This is a genomic window from Apilactobacillus quenuiae (genome assembly GCF_002994005.1).
Lineage (GTDB): Bacteria > Bacillota > Bacilli > Lactobacillales > Lactobacillaceae > Apilactobacillus > Apilactobacillus quenuiae.
This window is the reverse complement of the sequence record NZ_POSN01000001.1, coordinates 395,703-418,859: the sequence shown is the minus strand read 5'-3', so window position 1 is coordinate 418,859 and position 23,157 is coordinate 395,703. Positions and strand designations below refer to the sequence as shown.

Sequence of the window (23,157 nt, the reverse complement as noted above, 5' to 3'; positions counted from 1 at the left end):
CCTTTATTAAAGGAGCTTTTATTGTTGTCTATATTAAAATTTTGCTTATATGATATACTATAATATTGAATAGAAGGAGATTTGATCATGAAAAAAATAGAAATTGCTAGGCAATTTTTATCAGACAATATTAGTTTATTTAGATGCCCTACATGTGGAAAAAGTTATAAAAAGGTCAATGATTTTTCTATTATTTGTCCTAACAATCATTCAATGGATATATCTAAAAAAGGTACTTTATATTTTATCAATCATAAAGTTAGCACTGAATATGATAAAGAGATGTTAAATTCAAGAAGAAAATTGATTAATGCAGGATTATTTGATGGTATTATTAATAAAATATCAGATTTAATACCTAACGGGAAACAGACTATTTTAGATGTTGGTAGCGGTGAAGGAACACCTATCAAAAAAATTGAAGAAAGTAGAAGTAATCAAGATCATGCGATTGGTTTTGATATATCCAAACCAGGTGTTAATTTAGCAACTAGTGAATTAAGTAATAACTTATTCTATTGTGTTGCTGATTTGGCTCAACTACCATTTAATGATAAAAGTATTTCAGTTGTTACAGATATGTTTTCGCCATCTTCTTATGAAGAGTTTAACCGTATTATAAATAAGGATGGTCACCTAATAAAGGTAATCCCTAATACTAATTACTTAATTGAATTAAGAAGAAAATTATACAAAGATGATCATAAGAAACAAGATTATGATAATACTAAAGTTTTAGATTTATTTATGAAACACTATCCCAATGCTGTCAGATATAATGTTAAATATAGATTTTCTTTACCGGAAAGCATTAGACAGGATATGATATTAATGACACCTATGCACTGGGGTAAAAATGCCATTGATTTACAAACGGAAGAATTAAAAAATTTAAATTCAGTTACGGTTGATGTAACGATATTAGATAATAAGTTTTAATATAGGAGATAATATAAATGACTAACCATATTGTTTTATTTGAACCACTAATGCCTGCTAACACAGGTAATATTGCCAGAACATGTGCAGGCACTGACACCACTTTAGATTTAATTAAGCCACTTGGCTTTTCTGTTGATGATAAGCATTTGAAAAGAGCTGGATTAGACTATTGGGATAAAGTTAATATTAATTATCACGAAAGCTTGCCTGCATTTATGGATACTCTAGGAGGTAAAGATAAATTACACCTAGTTTCCAAATTTGCTAGTAAAGATTATACTGATTGTGATTATTCAGATGATAAATATAATAATTACTTTATGTTTGGGAAAGAAACTACAGGTCTACCTGAACCATTTATGAGAAAGAATAGTGATAAAGCTATTCGTATACCACAAGATGATACTCATATTAGAGCGCTTAATTTATCAAACACTTGTGCAATTGTTATTTATGAAGCGCTTAGACAACAAGACTTTCCAAAGTTAGAAAAAAGTCATGAATATGAACATGATAAGCTAAAATAATTTAAAGGAGTAATATATTTGGCTAGAAAACACAAAAATAGTTTACGTACAAAAAAATCAAATAAAAATTTATTTTCAATTGATAAAAAATATAATAATTATTTGTTTGGTTTATTTATGATATTTATTAGTTTATTTAGCTACTTACAATTGGGCTTCTTAGGTATTACTATTAATAATCTGTTTCGCTTTTTTGTTGGAGATAGTGTTATTGTTTTTTATTTAATTACTTTAATTACCGGAATCATATTTTTAATAAAAGGTAAAAAGCTTAACTTAAACAAGAGAATTATATTAGGTGTAATCATTACATATTTAGGGCTATTAATGTTTTTATCTGCAATTTATTTTTCTGGATATAATAAAAACGATTTTATCAGACAAACATTGAATATAATTTCTGATGATTTTATAAGCATGAAATCCAATAGTTCAATTGGCGGGGGAATAATTGGTGCTTTTTTATTGACTATTTTTAACTTTTTAGTTTCTATTTTGGGTTCTGAGATTATTTCTATAATAATGATCGTTGTTGGATTTTTAATTTCATTTAATATATCAATGAATCAAATATTTGATAAGTTTCAAAAGCATTCAGAAAATCTATCAGCAAAAATAGGTGCGTCTTCGCAAAAAATAGGTAAAAAGGTTCATGATATAGGCAATAAAGATTCAGAGACAGCAAATATTAATGATAAGGAAGAAAAAACAAATAAACCAGTTAATGCTGATCCTAAGCCTAAATTATCTGGTTGGATGGATTCTTCAAATAACGATATAAAATCTGAATCTAAAAAAGAAAATGTTGAAAATCCAAAAGATAATAATAAAGATTATAAACTAGCTAGTGAGTATAATGCTGATAATAAAAGATCCGAAAAAGTTTCAGATGTAATTAGCAAACAAAAAGATGAAAATAATGATCCAATTATAGACAACATTAATGAAAATAGTGATGAAGACTATGATTTGCCATCATCTAATTTATTATCTGAAATTAAACAAACCGATCAATCGGATGAATATAAAGCAATCGATAAAAATACTGTTATATTGAAAAAGACACTTAATAGCTTCGGTGTTGATGCAGAAATAAAGAATGTTAGTTTAGGACCTTCAGTAACTGAATATGAGCTTCATCCTGCAATTGGTGTTAAAGTTAGCAAAATTGTTAATTTGGCTGATGATTTAGCCTTAGCACTTGCTGCTAAAGACATCAGAATTGAAGCACCAATCCCTGGTAAGTCATTAATTGGCATTGAAGTTCCTAATAAGAATGTTTCGACAGTGTCTTTTAAAGATGTTGTAGATTCCCAAGATAAGAATCATAGTCTACTTAGCGTGCCATTGGGAAGAAATGTTAATGGTGATGTTATATCTACTGATTTAACCAAACTTCCGCATTTACTAATCGCAGGATCTACTGGTAGTGGAAAATCTGTTGCCATTAATGGGATTATTACTAGCATATTGTTAAATGCTAAGCCTAGTGAAGTTAAAATGATGCTTATTGATCCTAAAAAGGTTGAATTAGGTGTCTATAATGGGATTCCGCATTTATTGACTCCGGTTGTTTCTGAGCCTAAGAAGGCAGCAAGATCATTGAATAAGGTTGTCACTGAAATGGAAAATAGGTATGATTTGTTTGCTAAAAATAATCAACGAAAAATAAGTAGTTATAATAAATATATTAAGCAATTAAATCATGAAGATGGTGGAAATCGTCAAACATTACCTTATATTGTAGTAGTTGTTGATGAGTTAGCTGATTTAATGATGACAGTTTCTAATGAAGTGGAAAGTGCGATTATTAGATTGGCTCAAATGGGGCGTGCTGCTGGAATTCATATGATATTAGCAACTCAACGTCCTTCAGTAGATGTTATTACTGGTTTGATTAAGTCCAATGTACCATCTAGAATAGCCTTTGCTGTTTCTAGTGGGGTCGATTCAAGAACTATTATTGATACTAATGGTGCTGAAAAATTACTTGGTCGTGGTGATATGTTATATCTACCTGTCGATAAAAATAAACCAATTCGTATTCAAGGTGCTTTTATTTCAGATGACGATGTAGAGAATGTTGTTGACTATATAAAAGAACAACAGACAGCAGATTATGATGATTCAATGATTGTTTCTGATGAAGATATGAAAAAAGAAGAAGAAGTTGAAGATCAAGATGATTTATTTGGAGATGCTTTAAAATTTGTTATTCATGAGCAAAAAGCAAGTACTTCTTTGTTACAACGTAATTTTAGAATCGGTTATAATAGAGCTGCCAGAATTATAGATGATTTAGAACAACGTGGATATATTGGCCCTCAGGAAGGTAGTAAGCCACGACAAGTTTATAAGCAATCAAATGATGATTCTGATTAAATAAAAAATGGGACCATTATAATGGCCCCATTTTTTATTATTTTTGATTTGTTAAATATTCTACTTATTTCTATAAATGATTATGATAATACTGTGTATAATGAACCTAGAACTAATCCACCTAAAGTGGAAATAATCATGATCCAAACGAAAATCATTGTAATGATCTGAAATCTAGATTTTTTCTTTTTAGCCATTAATTGCACCGCTTTCTTAAAAAATATATATTATCAAGTTTACATTTGATATCTTTATATTGCAAATTCAATTAATAATATGAGAGGAGCTGGATATAATCAATCCTTTTTCATTTTTAGCATTAATATTATTCCAATCAATTTTTACTTTTATAGTATCTACAATTTTTAATGCAATCAAAAAGTCTTTTGGAAGACACTTTCCAACTAATTTTAATTCTAGTGATTTATTTCCATTTATTTTTGGAATTTATATATACCAAATCTCTTTAGATAAGCATTCAATATCTTTTTTGCCACAAGTTTTACTATTTTGGTTAATTTTTGGTATTTTATTTGGAATTATTTATTTACTTAGATTTAAAGAAAAAAGTATATTAAGATATTATAAATTATTTTGGAAAATGGGTATTGTATATATGTTTATTGCTTGGATTATTACAATCATTACTTATGGATATCAAATATTATAAAAGTCATCTTAAAAAGATGACTTTTTTATTATAATTAATAACGATATTGTGGTGGAACAAAGTCTTTTACAGTGTTAAAATCTAATTAAGTAAACTTTATATTATATATAATTAAAACATTAACAATAAAAATTAGATTAAAAAATAAAGAGGTGATATATATGGTCAAATTTAAACATGAAACGGTATTACTCAACGAAGCGGTAGATAGTTTAGATATTAATCCTAACGGTATTTATGTTGATTGCACATTAGGTGGCGGTGGACATAGTCGAAAAATATTGCAAAAATTAGATAAGGGCCATTTGTATTCATTTGATCAAGATCAAGTTGCCATTGAATATAACAAAGATAATTTAAAAGAATACATAGATGATGGTAAAGTATCTTTTATCAGAGATAATTTTAAAAATATTACTAAGGACTTAAATGAATTAGGAATCTATTCTGTTGATGGTATCGTTTATGATTTAGGTGTTTCATCACCTCAATTCGATGATGCAAGTCGTGGATTTAGCTATCAACATAATGCCCGATTAGATATGCGAATGGATCAAAGAAATTCATTAGATGCTTGGAAAATAGTTAATGAATGGCCATATAATAAATTAGTTAAAATTTTCTTTAGATATGGTGAAGAAAAATTTTCTAAACAAGTTGCTAGGGCTATTGAGAGCAATCGTGAAAAGCACAGTATTGATACTACAGAAGAATTAGTAGAAGTGATTAAGCAAGGTATTCCTGCTGCTGCTAGAAGACATGGCGGACATCCTGCAAAAAAAATTTTTCAAGCTTTAAGAATTGCTGTTAATGATGAGTTGGGTGCATTAGAAAAATCATTAGAATATGCAATAGATCTAATTGGAGTGAATGGAAGAATAAGTGTGATTACTTTTCAATCACTTGAAGATAGATTAGTTAAAAATATGTTCAAAGAAAAAACTAGTATCATGGATTTACCGCATAATTTGCCCATTATTCCTCCTGAAATGAAACCCGATTATAAGTTAGTTAGTAGAAAACCAATTTTACCTAGTGATGAAGAACTTAAAGAAAATCATCGTTCACACAGTGCTAGACTAAGAGTAATACAAAGAATAAGTAAATAATATAGAAAAGAGCAATTGGTATGTCACAAAATAATTTAGCGAGAAAGAAATATAATAATTCTTATAATGTTAATACCAATAAAAAGAAAAATATTAATAGCACAGAAAAAATTAGTCTTTCTTTGTCTAAATTTGAAAAAGTGCTTTTGGTTACCGGAAGTGTAATTATATTTACATTGACGTTATGTTTAGTTGGTGAAAAAATAAACTTGGGTAACCATTCGACTAGTTTACAGTCAGTAGAAAATTCTTTAAATAAGGTAGATAACAGTAATAATTATTTAAAACAAGAAATTGGAGAACTAGAGAGTGTCAATAGACTTCAATCTGTTGCTAAAAAGGGCAATCTTTCTTTATCTAATAAAAATGTAAGGAATGTAAACAAATGAGTAAGAAATTGAATAACAATCCTAAATTAAAAAAACGCCAAAGAAATCGTAGCCATATAGGACAATTTTTATTATTGCTATGTATGGGCGTTTTTTTGTGTATTGGTTTAAGATTCTCTTATATATCAATTTTTAAAAATGTTCAAGGTGTTAATTTAAGTCAATTAGCTAGGAATCTTTATACTCAGAGTAGTGTTATCCCTGCTAAACGTGGAACTATTTATGATGCTAATGGTCAACCATTAGCTGAAGATACTAGTACATATACTTTGTACGCTGTTTTAGATAGACATCAAATTGATACAGCAAATAATAATAAGCCTATGTATGTTACCAATAAAAAGAAATTTGCACAAACTATTTCAAAAATTATACCAATTTCTTATAAAAATGCATACAAAGCTCTATCACCCCAAAAAAATACATTCCAAGTAGAATTTGGAAGTGCTGGTTCTAATATATCGCTTATTACTAAGCAAAAATTAGAATCTCATAAATTAAATGGAATGGGCTTTATTCAACAGCCATCTAGAATATATCCTAATGGTGAATTTGCTTCTCATATTATAGGGTATGCTTCTTCTGAAACTAATAAGGTTGGAAACACTAGCCTTGTTGGACAAATGGGTATTGAAAAAATATATAACAATCTTTTAACTGGTAAAAACGGTTTTAGCCAAGAACAATTAAGTAATTCTGGTGTAGAGATTCCAAATAAGAATAATAAAAATAAAAAAGTAAAAAATGGCGATGACGTCTATACTACTTTAGACTATAGACTTCAGTCATTGCTAGAAACTGAAATGAATACTGTTTATAAGCAAGCACATCCTTCAACTATGAATGCGGTACTTGCTAATGCTAAAACAGGTAATATATTAGCAGCAACACAAAGGCCTACATTTAATGCCACCACAAAACAAGGATTAGATAAGATTTGGAGAAATACTTTGGTTCAAGATTCTTATGAACCAGGATCAACTATGAAAGTATTCACAATGGCATCTGCTATTGATAGTGGAAATTATAATGGAAATGCCACTTATGCATCTGGGAAATACTTTATTGATGGTAAATTAGTTCCTGATTGGAATACTGCTGGTTGGGGAGTAATTAATTTTGATAAAGGATTTGCTCTTTCTAGTAATGTTGCAATGGCTCATCTTGAACAAAACATGGGACCTAAGACATGGCGTAAATATATGGATAGATTTAAGTTTTTTCAATCATCTAACGCAGGTTTTCCTGGGGAAGAAAATGGTGGCTTGCAGTTTCAATATCCAATTGAACAAGCTAATACTGCTTTTGGACAAGGAATTCAAGTAAATGCTTTACAAATGGTTCGTGGACTAACATCAATTGCTAATGATGGTAAGATGCTACAGCCTAGGTTTATATCTAAAATTGTAAATCCTAAAAACAAGAAAACTATTAAGTCATTTGCTCCAGAAATTGTTGGGAATCCAATTAAAGCTTCTACATCTAAAAAAGTTATAAAACATATGGAAGATGTTGTTTATAAACCATACGGAATTGGTGCTGATTATAAAATTCCTGGATATAAGATTGCTGCTAAAACTGGTACTGCCCAAGTCAGTGATGGTAAAGCAGGATACGCTTCTGGAGATGATAGTTACTTATATTCTGTTGCAGGAATTGCTCCAGCTGATAATCCAAAATATATTTTATATCTAACTATGAAGCAACCTAAATTACCAGCAGGGAAAACAGCTTCTCAATTGATGGCACAAATATTTAATCCAGTTATGCGTTTAGCACTTGAAGAAAATGTTAATTCAAATGACGAAAATAATATTGAGGTACCAGATCTCCATAATGTAAGCACTAAAATAGCTAAGTCCAAATTAGAAAAATCAGGTGTTAAGTATACTTTAATTGGTGATGGAGATAAAATATTAGATCAATCTGTGGACTCAAATGAAAAAATAAGTAAAAATCGTCTTGTTATTTTACAGACTAATGGATCGAAAAATATGACTAATCTAAAAGGTTGGTCTAGATATGATGTTGCAACTTATTGTAGGATGGCTGGCATATCAGTTAACTTAGATGGTGATGGCTATGCATATCAACAGAGTATTTTACCAAAAAGTTCAATTGATGATATGTCTAACTTAAGTGTCAAATTTAAATAGAAATGGAATGTATTGTATATTATGATAAATATTTTTTTACCAGCTATTTTAAGCTTTTTAATAACGCTAATATTTATGCCAAGTTTAATTGGTTATTTTCGCAGAAAACATGAAGGCCAAATGATTAGAGAAGAAGGACCTAGATGGCATGAAAAAAAATCTGGGACTCCTACTATGGGTGGATTACTTTTCATTGTTGCAATTATAATTGCAAGTGTTATTAATGGAATTCTTATGCATAATTTAAATCCAACTATCTTAATTTTACTATTTATATTATTCCTATATGGATTGTTAGGAATGTGGGATGATAGTATAAAATTATTCAGAAGACAAAATGAAGGCCTTAAAGCTTGGCAAAAATTGTTAGGTCAAATTGTTGGTGGCGTTATATTTACATGGGTATATTCTCAAAACTTTCCTATGGCTTTAAGAATTCCGTTTTATGGCGATATTAATATGGGTTGGTTTTATGTTATTTTTGTTATTTTTTACTTAACTGGTTTTTCCAATGCTGTTAATTTAGCAGATGGTTTAGATGGTTTGGTTGCAGGTTTATCTATAATTTCTTTTGCAGCATATGGAGTCATTGCATATGTACAAAGTCAAATTGATGTTGCCGTTTTTTGTTTTGCAGTTGTTGGGGGATTGTTAGCCTTCTTGATTTTTAATCACAAACCAGCAAAAATATTTATGGGTGACATGGGTTCATTAGCTTTAGGTGGATCTTTAGCTGCTGTATCAATTCTTTTGCATCATGAATTATCATTGCTTTGGATTGGATTAGTTTTTGTTATTGAAACATTAAGTGTAATGATTCAAGTAACTTCATTCAAATTAACTGGTAAAAGAGTATTCTTAATGTCCCCAATTCACCATCATTTCGAAATGTTAGGGTGGTCCGAATGGAAGATTGATACTATTTTTTGGCTAGTTTCATTATTTACAGCAATTACTGGAATAATGTTTATTATTTAAAAATATAAATGATTGAAAGGGCTTTTTGTTATGAAAAAAATAAGCAAGTATGAAAATAAGAATATATTGGTTTTAGGTGCTGGTAAAAGTGGAACTAACGCTGCAAAGTTATTAGTTAAATTAGGTGCTAAAGTTTTATTAAGTGATTCAAAGCCCTTAGATCAAATTACTGATAAAGATAAATTAGAAGAGATTGGCGTTAATGTAATTGGTGGTAAACAATCTGTAGAGTTATTTAAACAAAATAGTTTTGACTTAGTTGTTAAAAATCCAGGAATACCATATGACACCCCGGTAGTTAAAAAGGCCGAAGAACTAGGAATACCAATTATTGTAGAAGTAGAATTAGCTAGTGAGATTAATTCAGCAGAACTAATTGGTGTAACTGGTAGTAATGGTAAAACAACTACAACTACTATGATTAGTAAGATGTTAAACATGGAAAGGGACAATGGTAAATCAAGCGTTGCTGGTAATATTGGAATCCCGGCTAGTACTGTTACTGAAAATGCTTCCCAAGATGACGATGTTGTAATGGAGCTATCTAGTTTCATGCTTTTAGGTATCACTGATCTGCATCCACATATTGCAGTCTTAACTAATATTTTTTCTAATCATTTAGATTATCATAAAACTCGTAAAAATTACGTAGAAGCTAAAATGCGTATTACTATGAATCAAAATAATAATGATTTCTTTGTAGTTAATTTTGACAGTGAAGAATGGAGAAAGTTAAGCGAACGAAGCAAAGCTAAAGTAATTCCATTCTCTAGAAAGAATAATTCACAAGATGGTGCTTATGAAAGTAATGGCAAATTATATTTTAAAGATGAATATATTATGGATGCTAATGAAATTAAAATTCCAGGAGAACAAAATGTTGAGAATGCTTTAGCCGCAATTGCAGTTGCTAAAATTAAACATCGTTCTAATGCTGCAATTAAACATGTTTTAACAACATTTGGTGGTGTAAGACATCGTGTTCAATATGTTTTAACTTCCGATGGTAGAAAAGTATATAATGACTCTAAAGCTACAGATATTGAAGCTACACAAATGGCATTACGTGGCTTTAATGAACCAGTTGTTTTACTAGCAGGTGGATTAGATCGAGGATACAAATTTGATAAATTAGTTCCTGACTTGAAAAAGCATGTTCATGCGGTTGTTTTATTTGGTGAAACTAAAAAACTTTTAGAAGATGCAGCCCAAAAAGCAGGTATTAAAAACATTAAACTAGTTGATAATTTAGATGAAGCTGTTCCGGTTGCATATAATTTTAGTAATCCTGGTGATATTATTTTGCTTTCACCTGCTAATGCTAGTTGGGATCAATTTTCTACTTTTGAGGTTCGCGGTGATCAATTTATTAAGGATATCGAAAAATTAACAGGGAAGAAGGAAGAACGATGAGATTAATTGTTTCTGGTGGAGGTACTGGTGGTCATATTTATCCAGCTTTAGCTTTAATTGAAGAAGTACTTGAGAAAGAACCAGATTCTAAAATACTTTATGTTGGATCCACTAGAGGTCTTGAAAAGGACATTGTTCCCAAAAAAAGAATTGATTTTAAAGAATTAGAAATTCAGGGATTTAAAAGATCAATATCTTTATATAATTTTAAAACGGTTGCACTTTTCCTAAAAAGTGTTCATAAATCTAAAAGAATCATTAAAGATTTCAAGCCGGATGTAGTTATTGGGACAGGTGGATATGTATCTGGTGCTGTTGTATATGCGGCAGCTAAATTACATGTACCTTCAATGATTCATGAACAGAATAGTGTAGTTGGTTTAACCAACCGTTTTTTGAGTAAATATGTTGATAAAATTGCAGTGGGATTTAAAGATGCAATTAAACAATTTCCTAAAAATAAAACTACATATACAGGCAATCCAAGAGCACAACAAGTTGCTAATATTAAAAGTGATTTTAAGTGGTCTGAATATGGACTAAAAGATGACGTTCCAACAGTATTAATCTTTGGTGGTAGCCAAGGAGCTTTAAAAATCAATCAAGTCGTTTCTGATTCAATCAGTCAATTTAATAAACGTAGTTACCAGATTGTATTTGTTACGGGAGCTAAAAGATATGATGATGTAATGAAAAAAATTTCTAATCTAAATCTTTCTAGCAATATTATTATTAAAAAGTATATAGCTGACATGCCTAGGGTGTTACCTAAAGTTGACTTAATAGTTGGTAGAGCAGGAGCTACTAGCCTTGCTGAAATAACTTCATTAGGAATTCCTGCAATTTTAATTCCTAGTCCTTATGTTACAGCTGACCATCAAACAAAGAATGCGCTTAGTTTAGTTAAAAATGATGCAGCTTTAATTATCACTGAAAATGACCTATCAACTGATAATCTAATGAAAAATATTGATTTTGTTATGCATGATAAAATTAAACGAGATGAAATGGCAAATAATTCTAGAAATATGGGATGCAGAGATTCATCAAGTAGACTATTTAGTTTAGCTAAGTCAATTATTAAATAAGAGGAAATAATTTTATGAAGGACTTTTTGCAGAATTACTTTAATAAAATAAAAAATTCTATTATAAACTTTTTTAAAAATAGTTCATTTAAGAGTCATATTGATAAATCATCTAAACATATGGTCAATAAATTTAATATTAATTCTAATAATTTTGATACTGACAAAATCAAAAAAAACATAAAAAAATCTTTATTATTATTTACACCACTATTATTTTTTATATTAATTATTTCATATTTTATATCACCTTTAAGCAAAATTGACTCAATTAAAATTAATGGTAATGGGTATATTTCAAAATCTCATATAGCAAAGAAGATTAATATTGAAAAAGGCGATAGCGTTTTTAAAGTAATTGGTCACAGAAAACAGCTAACTAATAATCTCCTAAGTGAAGACCATAGAATAAAATCAATATCATTTTCTCTTAGTTATTTTAATAGATTGGTCGTTAATGTTAATCCTTATAAAAAAATTGGATATGAAACTAAAAAATCAGGTCAATATCTTATTTTAGAAAATGGAAATGTTTCCAATAAGCCAGTAAACAACCCTAATGGTAATAAGTATCCTTATATTGTGAACTTTAATAATCGTGAAAACTTAAAAATAATTATTAATAATTATTTAAATCTTCCTAAGGATATACGCGATAATATAAGGGTTGTGTCTTATTCACCAACAAAAATTTATCCAGACGAATTGCATGTTTATATGAGAGATGGCAATAGGATAATATTATTGTTGAGCAACTTTAGTTATAAAATGCAGTTTTATCGTTCAATAGCAACTAAATTAAAATCTAGAAGTGTTATCAATATGGAAGTTGGTGCTTATTCATATCCTATAAAAAAGTAGGTTAATTGTGTTCTTTAGTGTGAAAAAATATTGTGTTAAAATTAATTTATAATTAATTTTAAGAAAACGTTTTTATAAAAATTTTAATGGGGGTTCCCTTATACAATGAATTCGGAAATGTATGTTGGATTAGACATCGGAACTACATCAATAAAAGTAATTGTTGCTGAAAATGTTAAGGGACAGATGAACGTATTGGGTTTAGGAAATGAACGTTCTGATGGAATTGACAGAGGAATAATTGTTGATATTGATAAAGCTTCTGAATCTATTAGAAGAGCTGTAGACCAGGCAGAAGAAAAATCTGGTATTCAAATTAATGATGTAATAGTTGGTATTCCTGCAAATCAATTGAAGATTGAACCATGCAGTGGGATGGTAGCTATTTCAGATCAATCTAGAGAAATCTCAAATGCAGATGTAAAAAATGTTACAGTTTCTGCTATGATTAAAAACTTACCACCTGAAAGAGAAATTGTTGATACTTTGCCTGACGAATTTGTTGTTGATGGATTTGATGGTATTAAAGATCCAAGAGGAATGGTAGGGGTAAGACTGGAAATGAAGGGCCGCATTATTACAGGACCTAAAACTATTATCCATAATATTAGAAAATCAGTTATTCAAGCTGGTTTAAATCCTTCTTCGATTATTAATAGTCCATTAGCTCAAGGCAAAACGATTCTTGATGATGGAGAACAAGATTTTGGTACAATCTTAATTGACATGGGTGGTGGACAAACTACGGCTTCTATTATTCATGATCATAAACTGAAATTTACAACTGTTGATAGTGAAGGTGGAGAATACATTACCAAAGATATTTCAGTTGTACTTAATACTTCAGTTGAAAGTTCAGAAAAGGTTAAAAGAGACTATGGATTTGCTGATGCACTTGAAGCATCTGAAAGCAATGAATTTCCAATTGAAGTTGTTGGTCAAAGTCAGCCAGTTAAACTTTCTGAAAAATATTTGGCAGAAATTATACAAGCTCGAATTGATCAAATCTTTAACCGAATCGCTAAAAGTTTAAGTGGCATTTCTGCGCTAGACTTACCTGGAGGAATTGTTTTAACTGGTGGTGTTGCTGCATTACCCGGTATTTCAGAATTAGCAGCTGATCGTTTTGATTCTAACGTTAGAGTTTATATTCCTAACCAAATGGGATTAAGGCATCCTTCTTTTTCATTACCTTTGTCCTTAGTGACATATCGTGCTAATATGAGTGAAATACAAGTATTAGTTCGTTCTTCGCTAGAAGGAAAAATTGTTAGTGAAGATAGTAATGATGTTTCAGATGATAGTTTTATTCAAAATGATGTTTCAGATGATGACATGCAATCTGATGAAGTTTATGATAAAAATAAGAATACTTATGGTAAAAATAAAAAAGGTATTATGTCTAAATTCAAAAGTGGTGCTAAGAATAAATGGCATGGCTTTTACAAAGACTTTTTTGAATAAATAAAAAGGATTAAACGGAGGAATTTTACATGGAATTTTCATTGGATTCTACAGAAGATCGTGGAGCAAAAATAAAAGTAATTGGTGTAGGTGGCGGTGGAAGTAATGCCGTTAACCGTATGATTGCTGAAGATGTTAAAGGTGTAGAGTTTATTGTTGCTAATACTGATGTGCAGGCTTTAAGTACATCTCAAGCTGAAACCAAAATTCAATTAGGACCTAAATTAACTAGAGGTCTTGGTGCAGGTTCTGATCCAGAGGTTGGGACTAAAGCAGCGGAAGAAAGCGAAGAAGCAATTGCTCAAGCACTTGAAGGATCAGATATGGTTTTTGTTACTGCTGGAATGGGAGGGGGCACTGGTAACGGTGCTGCTCCTATTGTTGCTAAAATCGCAAAAGACTCAGGTGCTTTAACAGTTGGAGTTGTTACAAGACCATTTACATTCGAAGGACCTAGAAGATCCAAATATGCAGCTGAAGGTGTAGCTGCATTAAAGGAAAATGTTGATACTTTAATTGTTATTGCTAACAACCGTTTACTAGAAATCGTGGATAAAAAGACACCTATGATGGAGGCTTTCCAAGAAGCAGACAATGTCTTAAGACAAGGTGTACAAGGTATTTCAGATTTAATTACTAGTCCTGGATATGTTAACTTGGATTTCGCTGATGTTAAAACTGTTATGCAAAATAAGGGTTCTGCATTAATGGGAATCGGTGCTGCTAATGGTGAAAATAGAACTGCTGAAGCAACTAAAAAGGCTATTTCTTCACCACTGCTAGAAGTTTCAATTGATGGTGCACAACAAGTATTATTAAATATTACTGGTGGACCAGATATGTCATTATTTGAAGCACAAGATGCTTCTGATATTGTATCTCAAGCTGCAACTAGTGATGTTAATATTATTTTTGGTACTTCAATTGATGAAGATTTAGGTGATGAAATCAGAGTTACTGTTATTGCTACTGGTATCGAAACTACTCCTGAAGAATTAATGGGCGATAAAAGTAATGTAAGACAATCTTCATCCAATAGTGGTCGTGTTATGGACCAACCTGGAAAAGTTGTTAGTCCAAGAAGACACAAAAATGCTGATAATGATGATATTAATCATAAAGATGGCGGAGAACCGGTAAATTCAAAACCTAATAATCGATTTGCTAATGTTAAAAAACAAGAATTTGATCCATTTGATGCCAATAATTCTTCAGATAATCAAAGTGATGATAGTTCAGCAGATGATGATTTACCACCATTCTTTAAATTCCGTCACAAGAAAGATTAATCATTATATGTACATTTCTTGAAAGGAATGAATTAAATGACATCTAAATTTAGTTTTAGTAAATTTTTTGGCACTGATGACGAGGGATTACCTAATCCTAATGAACAGAAAACAAATTCTAATCAAAAAATAGTTTCAATCAGTGACAATAAAAAAGGCGATAGCAAAATTGCTGTATTTGAACCTCGAATCTATACGGATGTTAAAACTATTGCTAAAAAACTTATTGATAATTTTGCAGTGATTATTAATTTTGATAGTGCAGATGATAAAACTACTAAAAGAATTATAGATTTTTTAAATGGTGTTATTTTTACTATCGATGGTAGAATTGAAAGAATCTCTGAAATGGTATTTTTATTCTCACCACATAGTTATTCCATAGATGGTGAATTTAAAAAGCAAATAAATCGCAGATTAAATTAAAGTTATTTGATTGAGGGATTTGATTAATTAAATGAACTCTAATGTTAAACAACATTTTAGAAAAGAAGAACTATCATTTGTAGAATCATGTGATGATTTAGCTAATGAGGCCATCAGTCAGTATCGACCAATTTTGACAAAATTTTTAAATCCAAGGGAAATATATATATTAACTACTATTGTTAATAGTTATAGTGATTTAAATGTTGATTCCTTTGGTGGACATATAAATTCTGAAATGAAGAGAGCAATTATATATCCTCAATATTTTTCGCCTAATGATGATGATTTTAATATTTCAGCCTATCAAATAATATATCCAATTAAGTTTTCTAAACTGAAACATAGTAAAATTTTGGGAACACTTATGGGCGCAGGAATTGAACGATCTACAATCGGTGACATTTTAACAGATGGCAAAACTTGGCAATTTTTATGTACAAACGAAATTTCTGATTATTTAAAAATGACTATTGATAAAATTGGTAAAATTAAAGTTTCTATTGAAGAAATTAATTTTTCCGATATTATCATTCCTGAAGATGAATGGAAAGACAGGTCGCTTACTTTATCATCTTTTAGGATAGATAATGTTATTGCTAGTTCTTTTAACATTTCGAGAAATGACGCCAAAACACTTGTTAGTCATAAAAAAGTTCATTTAAATTGGACACTTTATGATCATCCTGATAATGAAATTTCTGTGAATGATATTATATCTGTTAGAAGATATGGTAGGATTAAATTGAAAAGTCAAAATGGAGAGACTAAGAAGGGTAAAAAGAGAGCACTTGTTTCAATATTAAGAAAGTGATTTGGAGGAATTAATAAAATGGTACTTAGCCCACAAGATATTCATAATAAAGAATTTTCAGTTAAGATGAGAGGTTATAACATTGATGAAGTTAATGATTATCTAGATAGAATTATCAAAGACTATCAATTAACTTTAGAAGATAATGAATCATTAAAGAAAAAACTATCTTCAGCTAATGAACAATTGAAACATTTCAATGGTATGAAAGACTCATTGAATCAATCTATTATCGTTGCTCAAAATGCTGCTGACAACTTAAAGAGTAATGCTGAAAAAGATTCAAAAGAAATATATCAAACTTCTCATAAAAAAGCTGATAAAATTTTAGATGATGCTAGCGATAAGGCTGACCTAATTATTAAAAATGCTTCAGATCGGGCAAAATCTTTATTAACAGTTAATGATGATTTGCATAAAAGTACTGCTGAATTTAAAGAAAAGATTCAAACCTTGCTAAATAGTCAAATGGACTTATTAAATAATGATAAATGGGATCAAGTAATCAATTCTTCAGATGATAATTATGATAACGTTTTGAAAAAGGTAAATGAACTTGACAATAGTAAATCTGCAGGCGTAAAATCATTAAATAAAGATGAATCAAATGATAAAAATATTGAAATTTTTTATCCAGATGGTTCTTTCAAAATAATTAAATAGTTTATTAAGTTAGAGAACAGAAAGTTTATATTGAAACATAAGCGAGCTAATGTATGGTGTGAGATTAGTTGTTATTCAATATATTACAGATCATCTCTTTATTATACTTAATATTAATTAAGATAGAATTATTATTCTAAAATTGGGTGGTACCACGGAAGATTTCGTCCCTTGTGATGAAATCTTCTTTTTTTATTAAATTAAAAGGAGTTGTTTGTTAATGCGAGTAAAGGATACTTTAAATTTAGGAAAGACTAAATTTAAGATGCGCGGGAATTTACCGGTTAAAGAAGCTGAACGTCAAAAAGTATGGGAAGATAATCATGTTTATGAATTAAGACAAAAATTAAACCAAGGTAAACCATCATTTATTCTTCATGATGGACCTCCATATGCAAATGGTGATATTCATATGGGACATGCTATGAATAAAATTTCTAAGGACTTTATCGTTAGATACAAATCGATGAACGGCTTTAGATCACCATATGTTCCAGGTTGGGATACTCATGGATTGCCTATTGAACAAAAGCTAACTCAAGCAGGTTATGATCGTAAAAAAATGTCCACTAATGCTTTTAGAAAGCTATGTCATGATTATGCATTGAAACAAGTTGACCGTCAGCGTAAAGAATTTGAAAGATTAGGGGTTTCTGCTGAATGGGATAATCCATATTTAACATTAAAACCTGAATTCGAAGCAGCTGAAATTCGTGTATTTGGTAAAATGGCTGAAAAAGGTTTAATTTATCGTGGTAAAAAGCCAGTTATTTGGTCTTGGTCTTCTGAATCAGCATTAGCTGAAGCTGAAGTTGAATATCATGATATTACTTCACAAACTGCTTTCTATGCAGAAAAAGTTATTGATGGCAAAGGTGTATTAGATGAAGATAATACTTACATGGTAGTTTGGACCACAACTCCTTGGACTATACCGGCATCTGAAGGTATTACTATTGATGGTGGATTTGATTATTCAGTAGTTCAACCTGAAGATGATAATCGTAAATTTGTTTTGGCAACTGAATTAGTTGAAAAAGATGCTGAAGCATTTGGTTGGAAAAATTACAAGATTGTTAAAACTGTTAAAGGTCAAGATCTTGAAGGTGTACTTGCAAAGCATCCATTTATGGATCGTAAGATTCTTACTATGTTAGGCGATTTTGTTACTATTGATACTGGTACTGGATTAGTTCATACTGCTCCTGGATTTGGTGAAGATGATTATAATGTTGGTAAAGCTAATGGACTAGATATTTTTGTTGATGTTGACGCACAAGGATATTTAACTAAAGATGCTGGTAAAGACTTTGAAGGAGTCTTTTATGATGATGCTAATGAAATTTCTTTAAATAAACTAAAAGAATCGAACTTGTTACTTAAACAAGAACCAATTGTTCATAGTTATCCATTTGATTGGCGTACTAAAAAACCAGTTATTTATCGTGCTACTGATCAATGGTTTGCTTCTGTGGATAAAATTAAAGATAATATTTTAGATGCAATTGAAGACGTTGATTTCAAGCCTAGTTGGGGTAAAAAACGTTTGCACAATATGATTAAAGATCGTGGAGATTGGGTAATTTCTAGACAACGTGTTTGGGGAGTTCCTTTACCTATTTTCTATGGCGAAGATGGTGAAGCAATTATTACCAAGGAAACTACTAATCATGTTGCTGATTTGTTTGCTAAATATGGTTCAGATATTTGGTTTGAAAAAGAAGCCAATGATTTATTACCTGAAGGTTTCACTAGTGAACATTCTCCTAACGGTAAGTTTACTAAAGAAAATGACATTATGGATGTTTGGTTTGATTCAGGATCATCACATCAAGGTGTTTGTGCAGAACGTGATTACTTAACATATCCAGCTGATTTATATCTTGAAGGTTCTGACCAATATCGTGGTTGGTTTAATTCAAGCTTAATTACAAGTGTAGCTTACGATAATAAGGCTCCATACAAGCAATTATTATCTCAAGGATTTACTCTTGATGGTAATGGTCATAAGATGAGTAAATCACTTGGTAATACCATTGCTCCTATCGATGTAATTAAGAAGATGGGTGCTGAAATTGTTCGTTTATGGGTAACATCAGTTGATACATCTGCTGATGTTCGTGTATCAATGGAAAATTTTGTCAAAGTTTCTGATTCATATAAAAAGATTAGAAATACTATTAGATACATGTTAGCTAATACTAGTGACTTTGATCCTAAAGAAAATTCAGTTAATTTTGATGATATGCCATCAGTCGATAAATACATGTTAGTTAAATTGAACAAATTTGTTGGTGAAATTAAGAATGATTATGATAACTATAATTTCTTAAGCTTAAACCGTAAGTTACAATCATTTATTAATTCTGATTTATCAGCATTTTATTTAGATTTTGCTAAAGATATTCTATATATTGATCCAAAAGATAGTTTGACTAGAAGATCAATGCAAACAGTTTTATATAAAGCGGTTGTATCAATTACAAAATTGATTACGCCAATTCTTCCACATACTGCTGAAGAAATTTGGCCATTCTTAAAAGAAGCTGAAGATTTCGCACAACTATCTGAAATGCCAGAAGTAGAAAATTATTCAAATGAAGATCAAATTCTATCTCAATGGTCAGAATTTATGAACCTTCGTGATGATGTCTTAAAATCATTGGAAGAAGCTCGTGATAACAAATTAATTGGTAAACCATCAGAAGCAAAATTATCATTATATGTAAATAATGATAATAAAACACTAATTGATGAATTAAACGCCAATATTCAACAAATATTAATGGTATCTCAATTATCTATCGATACTATTGAGCATGCTCCTAGTGATGCTCAAAACTTTAGAGATGAAATTGCAATTAAAGTTGATCATGCTGATGGTGAAACGTGTGAACGTTGTCGTTTGATTAGTACAGATGTAGGAATCGATACTGATTATCCTAATTTCTGTGGACGTTGTGCCAAAATTGTTCGTACAAATTTTCCAGAAACTGCAACTGAAGGATTTGAAGAAAAATAATAAAAAAGTTCTGGGATGATTTATCCCAGATTTTTTATTTTAAGGAGAATACTTATGATAAAAGGAAAAGTTAATAATTTTAACCCAGAACATGATTTTGGATTTTTAAAAGGACAAGATAAAAATAAAGTTTTTTTCCATGCTTCCTCAGTTATTAATAAAAAGGCTGATGACATTAATATTGGGGATCTTGTTGAATATCAAATTGCTGAGGGTAAGAAAGGACCTCAAGCCGTTAAAATAACTTTTATTGAATCTGATAATTGAAAAAATATTTAAATATCGATAGAATAAAACTATTAGGATAAAGGTGATTATTTTATGGATTTGGAAGAAAAAGTTATTAAAAGAGAGCCTAAATATAAAGGCTCAATTATCAATGTTGAAAAGCAAACTGTTAAACTACCTAATGGAGAAACTGCAACTAGAGACGTAGTTCATCATTCTAAAGCAGTTGGGATTCTTGTTATAACTAAGAATAATAAGATGTTGATAGAAAAACAATGGCGTGCTCCAATTGCGAAGGCTACTTTGGAAATTCCTGCTGGTAAAGTTGATGACAGAGATGATGCTTCTTCTAAACATGCTGCTATTAGGGAACTTAATGAGGAAACTAGATATCATGCCAAAAACTTAAAGAGAATTACTGGTTTTTATTCAACTGTTGGTTTTTCTGATGAATATATGGATCTTTATATGGCAACAGACTTGGAACCTGTTAGTGATGAATTGCCTAGAGATCAAGGAGAATACCTAAACATTAACGAATATAGTTTGGAAGAAGCTATGCAGTTAATCGAAGATGGTAAAATCGAGGATGCTAAAACCATTACTGCAATTTTTTATTGGAAATTATTGCAAAAAAAGTAGGTGTTTAGTTTTATGAAAAATAATACCGATAACTTAACTAGAGAAGCATATAAAAAACAGATGCAAGATTCTCGTAACAATTATGAGAATAAAGAAAGTAAACAAAATGTTGAATATAAAAATGATGGGTTGAAAAGAAAATTAAATTGGACAATTTTTTTACTAATTCTTGGAATAATAATCGTTTATTTAATATTGTTCTTTTTTAATCCTTAGGATGGAGTGCTAATTATGAAATTTGGAATTTTATGTGCAATGGATGAAGAAATTAAAACTTTAATTTCTAAATTAGATAATGATCGTAGAACTGATATACATGGAGTTATTTTTCATGAAGGGAATATTCTTGGACAAGAAGTTGTTTTAGTTAAATCTGGTATTGGTAAAGTAGAAGCAGGTTCAACCACTGCAATGTTAATTACCAACTTTAATGTTAACGTTGTAATTAATTCAGGATCTGCTGGTGGAATTGGCTCTGGTTTATCTGTTGGAGATGTAGTAATTTCTAGTGAAACTGCATATCATGATGTAGATGCTCGTCCAGCTGGATATGTTTATGGCCAATTACCGGGACAACCAGCTAGATTTAAAGCATCGGAAGAATGGGGTAAGAAAATTACTGACGCATCCAAAAATATCGGGATGAATGTTAAGAGCGGTTTAATTGTTACTGGTGATCAATTTGTTGCATCAAAAGATGCTACTAACAATATATTAAAAGAATTTCCTGATGCATTATCATGCGAAATGGAAGGAGCCGCAGTTGGACAAATTGCTAATCAATTTAACATTCCCTATGTTGTTGTTAGAGCAATGTCTGATGTTGGAGATGAAGATGCTGATAATAGTTTCGATGAATTCATTCTTGAGGCTGGTAAACGTTCTGCTAAGATGCTATTAAACTTATTTAATAACCAAAAATAGATAGGGGTAGTTATACTTGAAAGAAATTTATTTGGATAATGCTGCTACAACGCAGATTGATAATGAAGTTTTAGCAGATATGTATGATAAATTCAAAAATGTATATGGTAATGCTTCAACCTTATATGGAATAGGTAGACAAGCTCATACAATTTTAGAAAATAGTAGAGATATCATTGCAAAAAGTATTAATGCTCAATCTGATGAAATTATATTTACCAGTGGTGGTACTGAAAGTGATAATACTGCAATTATGCAAACTGCTGAAGCAAGAAAAAATTTAGGTAATCATATAATTACGACTGCAATTGAACATGAAGCAGTTTTAAAACCATTAGACTTTTTGTCAAAACATGGATTTAAAATTACCTATCTTCCAGTTAATGAAGCTGGTCAAATTAATATTAATGATTTTAAAAATGCGCTAGATGATGAAACAATTTTGGTTACTATTATGACTGGTAATAATGAAGTGGGTTCTCACTTACCTATTCATGAAATAGGTGAATTATTGAAAGATCATCAAGCTTGGTTCCATACTGATGCTGTACAAGCTTATGGATTATCTGACATAGATGTCAAAGCTGACCATATAGATATGCTATCCACCTCAGCTCATAAACTTAATGGTCCTAAAATGATGGGATTCTTATATAAAAATAATTCTGTTAACTTTCCAAGCTTTATAAAAGGTGGAGATCAAGAAGATAAAAGACGCGCAGGAACCGAAAATATTCCAGCTATCTCTGGTTTTGCTACTGCAGTTTCATTAGCAACACCTTATTTAAAACAAGAATTACATGAGCGTTATATTTCTTTTAAAGAGCACATTATTAATCAATTCAATGAAAACAAGATTGATTTTGAAATAAATGGTTCAATGAGTAGAGATAATTTACAACATGTTTTTAATATATGGACCAAAGGAGTTCCTACTGATTTATTACAAACTAATCTAGACTTAGATAACATTGCAGTTTCATCTGGTTCAGCATGTACTGCTGGAAGTATTGAGCCTTCCCATGTTTTAATTGCAATGTATGGTAAAGATAGTCCTAGAATTAACCAATCGATTAGAGTAAGTTTTGGTAAATTTACTACTATGGATGATATTGATAAATTTATTAAATCAGCAATTAAAATTATTAAAAGAATCAAAAAATAATGGCAA

General features: G+C 30.2%; 23 protein-coding genes. 22 read left to right on the top strand and 1 reads right to left on the bottom strand.

Annotated features, from left to right (window positions below; genetic code table 11):
- The first annotated feature begins 87 nt into the window (after positions 1-87).
- The 3 genes from C7N44_RS02195 to C7N44_RS02185 are packed head-to-tail and all read left to right on the top strand — an operon-like array spanning position 88 to position 3,851.
- Complete coding sequence (locus tag C7N44_RS02195; protein WP_105956283.1) at positions 88-939, top strand: methyltransferase domain-containing protein; 852 nt, start codon at positions 88-90, stop codon at positions 937-939.
- Positions 940-956: 17 nt separating this feature from the next.
- Positions 957-1,469 carry a tRNA (cytidine(34)-2'-O)-methyltransferase gene (locus C7N44_RS02190; RefSeq protein WP_105956282.1) on the top strand — a complete coding sequence of 171 codons (513 nt, stop codon included), beginning with the start codon at positions 957-959 and terminating at the stop codon, positions 1,467-1,469.
- Positions 1,470-1,487: 18 nt separating this feature from the next.
- Complete coding sequence (locus C7N44_RS02185) at positions 1,488-3,851, top strand: DNA translocase FtsK (RefSeq protein ID WP_318530493.1); 2,364 nt, start codon at positions 1,488-1,490, stop codon at positions 3,849-3,851.
- 80 nt (positions 3,852-3,931) lie between these two features.
- On the opposite strand, the gene C7N44_RS02180 is transcribed toward C7N44_RS02185, so the two are convergent.
- The gene (locus C7N44_RS02180) at positions 3,932-4,048 is read right to left on the bottom strand and encodes a DUF4044 domain-containing protein (RefSeq protein ID WP_105956281.1); all 117 of its coding nucleotides are present in this window, start codon (positions 4,046-4,048) and stop codon (positions 3,932-3,934) included.
- Between the two features lie 89 nt (positions 4,049-4,137).
- Here C7N44_RS02180 and C7N44_RS08170 point away from each other — a divergent pair, with 89 nt between their 5' ends.
- From C7N44_RS08170 to C7N44_RS02085, 19 genes are all read left to right on the top strand, one after another.
- A complete protein-coding gene (locus tag C7N44_RS08170; protein WP_105956280.1) occupies positions 4,138-4,521 on the top strand; it encodes a DUF3397 family protein in 384 nt (127 codons plus the stop codon).
- A 161-nt stretch (positions 4,522-4,682) separates the two neighbouring features.
- Positions 4,683-5,630 carry a 16S rRNA (cytosine(1402)-N(4))-methyltransferase RsmH gene (rsmH, locus tag C7N44_RS02170; RefSeq protein WP_105956279.1) on the top strand — a complete coding sequence of 316 codons (948 nt, stop codon included), beginning with the start codon at positions 4,683-4,685 and terminating at the stop codon, positions 5,628-5,630.
- Positions 5,631-5,650: 20 nt separating this feature from the next.
- Positions 5,651-6,019 carry a cell division protein FtsL gene (ftsL, locus tag C7N44_RS02165; RefSeq protein WP_105956278.1) on the top strand — a complete coding sequence of 123 codons (369 nt, stop codon included), beginning with the start codon at positions 5,651-5,653 and terminating at the stop codon, positions 6,017-6,019.
- Positions 6,016-8,175: a penicillin-binding transpeptidase domain-containing protein gene (locus C7N44_RS02160; RefSeq protein ID WP_105956277.1), complete on the top strand. Its 2,160-nt coding sequence runs from the start codon at positions 6,016-6,018 to the stop codon at positions 8,173-8,175. The genes ftsL and C7N44_RS02160 overlap by 4 nt, the downstream gene beginning before the upstream one ends.
- 21 nt (positions 8,176-8,196) lie before the next feature.
- The gene (gene mraY, locus C7N44_RS02155) at positions 8,197-9,153 is read left to right on the top strand and encodes a phospho-N-acetylmuramoyl-pentapeptide-transferase (protein WP_105956276.1); all 957 of its coding nucleotides are present in this window, start codon (positions 8,197-8,199) and stop codon (positions 9,151-9,153) included.
- Between the two features lie 30 nt (positions 9,154-9,183).
- Positions 9,184-10,566 carry a UDP-N-acetylmuramoyl-L-alanine--D-glutamate ligase gene (gene murD / locus C7N44_RS02150; RefSeq protein ID WP_105956275.1) on the top strand — a complete coding sequence of 461 codons (1,383 nt, stop codon included), beginning with the start codon at positions 9,184-9,186 and terminating at the stop codon, positions 10,564-10,566.
- Positions 10,563-11,654, top strand: coding sequence for an undecaprenyldiphospho-muramoylpentapeptide beta-N-acetylglucosaminyltransferase (gene murG, locus C7N44_RS02145; RefSeq protein WP_105956274.1), 1,092 nt, complete (start codon positions 10,563-10,565; stop codon positions 11,652-11,654). The genes murD and murG overlap by 4 nt, the downstream gene beginning before the upstream one ends.
- Positions 11,655-11,668: 14 nt before the next feature.
- Positions 11,669-12,514, top strand: a complete 846-nt coding sequence (locus tag C7N44_RS02140; protein ID WP_105956273.1) for a cell division protein FtsQ/DivIB — start codon at positions 11,669-11,671, stop codon at positions 12,512-12,514.
- Positions 12,515-12,619: 105 nt separating this feature from the next.
- On the top strand, positions 12,620-13,978 hold the full coding sequence (gene ftsA / locus C7N44_RS02135; protein WP_105956272.1) for a cell division protein FtsA: 1,359 nt from the start codon (positions 12,620-12,622) through the stop codon (positions 13,976-13,978).
- Between the two features lie 29 nt (positions 13,979-14,007).
- The gene (gene ftsZ / locus C7N44_RS02130) at positions 14,008-15,267 is read left to right on the top strand and encodes a cell division protein FtsZ (RefSeq protein ID WP_105956271.1); all 1,260 of its coding nucleotides are present in this window, start codon (positions 14,008-14,010) and stop codon (positions 15,265-15,267) included.
- A 36-nt stretch (positions 15,268-15,303) separates the two neighbouring features.
- Positions 15,304-15,693: a cell division protein SepF gene (locus tag C7N44_RS02125; protein WP_105956270.1), complete on the top strand. Its 390-nt coding sequence runs from the start codon at positions 15,304-15,306 to the stop codon at positions 15,691-15,693.
- Positions 15,694-15,724: 31 nt separating this feature from the next.
- A complete protein-coding gene (locus C7N44_RS02120) occupies positions 15,725-16,507 on the top strand; it encodes a YlmH family RNA-binding protein (RefSeq protein WP_105956269.1) in 783 nt (260 codons plus the stop codon).
- An 18-nt stretch (positions 16,508-16,525) separates the two neighbouring features.
- A complete protein-coding gene (locus C7N44_RS02115) occupies positions 16,526-17,170 on the top strand; it encodes a DivIVA domain-containing protein (RefSeq protein WP_105956268.1) in 645 nt (214 codons plus the stop codon).
- A gap of 220 nt (positions 17,171-17,390) precedes the next feature.
- The gene (gene ileS, locus C7N44_RS02110) at positions 17,391-20,192 is read left to right on the top strand and encodes an isoleucine--tRNA ligase (protein ID WP_105956267.1); all 2,802 of its coding nucleotides are present in this window, start codon (positions 17,391-17,393) and stop codon (positions 20,190-20,192) included.
- A 54-nt stretch (positions 20,193-20,246) separates the two neighbouring features.
- Positions 20,247-20,459: a cold-shock protein gene (locus C7N44_RS02105; protein ID WP_157945017.1), complete on the top strand. Its 213-nt coding sequence runs from the start codon at positions 20,247-20,249 to the stop codon at positions 20,457-20,459.
- A 54-nt stretch (positions 20,460-20,513) separates the two neighbouring features.
- Entirely contained in the window at positions 20,514-21,062 is a 549-nt protein-coding gene (locus C7N44_RS02100; protein WP_105956265.1) for an NUDIX domain-containing protein, read from the top strand.
- 12 nt (positions 21,063-21,074) lie between these two features.
- Positions 21,075-21,278, top strand: coding sequence for a hypothetical protein (locus tag C7N44_RS02095; RefSeq protein WP_105956264.1), 204 nt, complete (start codon positions 21,075-21,077; stop codon positions 21,276-21,278).
- A gap of 15 nt (positions 21,279-21,293) precedes the next feature.
- Positions 21,294-21,986, top strand: coding sequence for a 5'-methylthioadenosine/adenosylhomocysteine nucleosidase (locus C7N44_RS02090; protein WP_105956263.1), 693 nt, complete (start codon positions 21,294-21,296; stop codon positions 21,984-21,986).
- Between the two features lie 16 nt (positions 21,987-22,002).
- Positions 22,003-23,151: a cysteine desulfurase family protein gene (locus C7N44_RS02085; RefSeq protein ID WP_105956262.1), complete on the top strand. Its 1,149-nt coding sequence runs from the start codon at positions 22,003-22,005 to the stop codon at positions 23,149-23,151.
- Positions 23,152-23,157 lie beyond the last annotated feature (6 nt).

Coding starts and splice junctions, on each gene's coding strand:
- ftsA (WP_105956272.1), top strand. CDS start 12,620: ATGAATTCGGAAATGTATGTTGGATTAGACATCGGAACTACATCAATA.
- C7N44_RS02190 (WP_105956282.1), top strand. CDS start 957: ATGACTAACCATATTGTTTTATTTGAACCACTAATGCCTGCTAACACA.
- ftsZ (WP_105956271.1), top strand. CDS start 14,008: ATGGAATTTTCATTGGATTCTACAGAAGATCGTGGAGCAAAAATAAAA.
- C7N44_RS02120 (WP_105956269.1), top strand. CDS start 15,725: ATGAACTCTAATGTTAAACAACATTTTAGAAAAGAAGAACTATCATTT.
- mraY (WP_105956276.1), top strand. CDS start 8,197: ATGATAAATATTTTTTTACCAGCTATTTTAAGCTTTTTAATAACGCTA.
- C7N44_RS02180 (WP_105956281.1), bottom strand. CDS start 4,048: ATGGCTAAAAAGAAAAAATCTAGATTTCAGATCATTACAATGATTTTC.
- C7N44_RS02090 (WP_105956263.1), top strand. CDS start 21,294: ATGAAATTTGGAATTTTATGTGCAATGGATGAAGAAATTAAAACTTTA.
- murD (WP_105956275.1), top strand. CDS start 9,184: ATGAAAAAAATAAGCAAGTATGAAAATAAGAATATATTGGTTTTAGGT.
- murG (WP_105956274.1), top strand. CDS start 10,563: ATGAGATTAATTGTTTCTGGTGGAGGTACTGGTGGTCATATTTATCCA.
- C7N44_RS02115 (WP_105956268.1), top strand. CDS start 16,526: ATGGTACTTAGCCCACAAGATATTCATAATAAAGAATTTTCAGTTAAG.
- rsmH (WP_105956279.1), top strand. CDS start 4,683: ATGGTCAAATTTAAACATGAAACGGTATTACTCAACGAAGCGGTAGAT.
- C7N44_RS02140 (WP_105956273.1), top strand. CDS start 11,669: ATGAAGGACTTTTTGCAGAATTACTTTAATAAAATAAAAAATTCTATT.
- C7N44_RS02095 (WP_105956264.1), top strand. CDS start 21,075: ATGAAAAATAATACCGATAACTTAACTAGAGAAGCATATAAAAAACAG.
- C7N44_RS02125 (WP_105956270.1), top strand. CDS start 15,304: ATGACATCTAAATTTAGTTTTAGTAAATTTTTTGGCACTGATGACGAG.
- ileS (WP_105956267.1), top strand. CDS start 17,391: ATGCGAGTAAAGGATACTTTAAATTTAGGAAAGACTAAATTTAAGATG.
- C7N44_RS02160 (WP_105956277.1), top strand. CDS start 6,016: ATGAGTAAGAAATTGAATAACAATCCTAAATTAAAAAAACGCCAAAGA.
- C7N44_RS02195 (WP_105956283.1), top strand. CDS start 88: ATGAAAAAAATAGAAATTGCTAGGCAATTTTTATCAGACAATATTAGT.
- C7N44_RS02105 (WP_157945017.1), top strand. CDS start 20,247: ATGATAAAAGGAAAAGTTAATAATTTTAACCCAGAACATGATTTTGGA.
- ftsL (WP_105956278.1), top strand. CDS start 5,651: ATGTCACAAAATAATTTAGCGAGAAAGAAATATAATAATTCTTATAAT.
- C7N44_RS02100 (WP_105956265.1), top strand. CDS start 20,514: ATGGATTTGGAAGAAAAAGTTATTAAAAGAGAGCCTAAATATAAAGGC.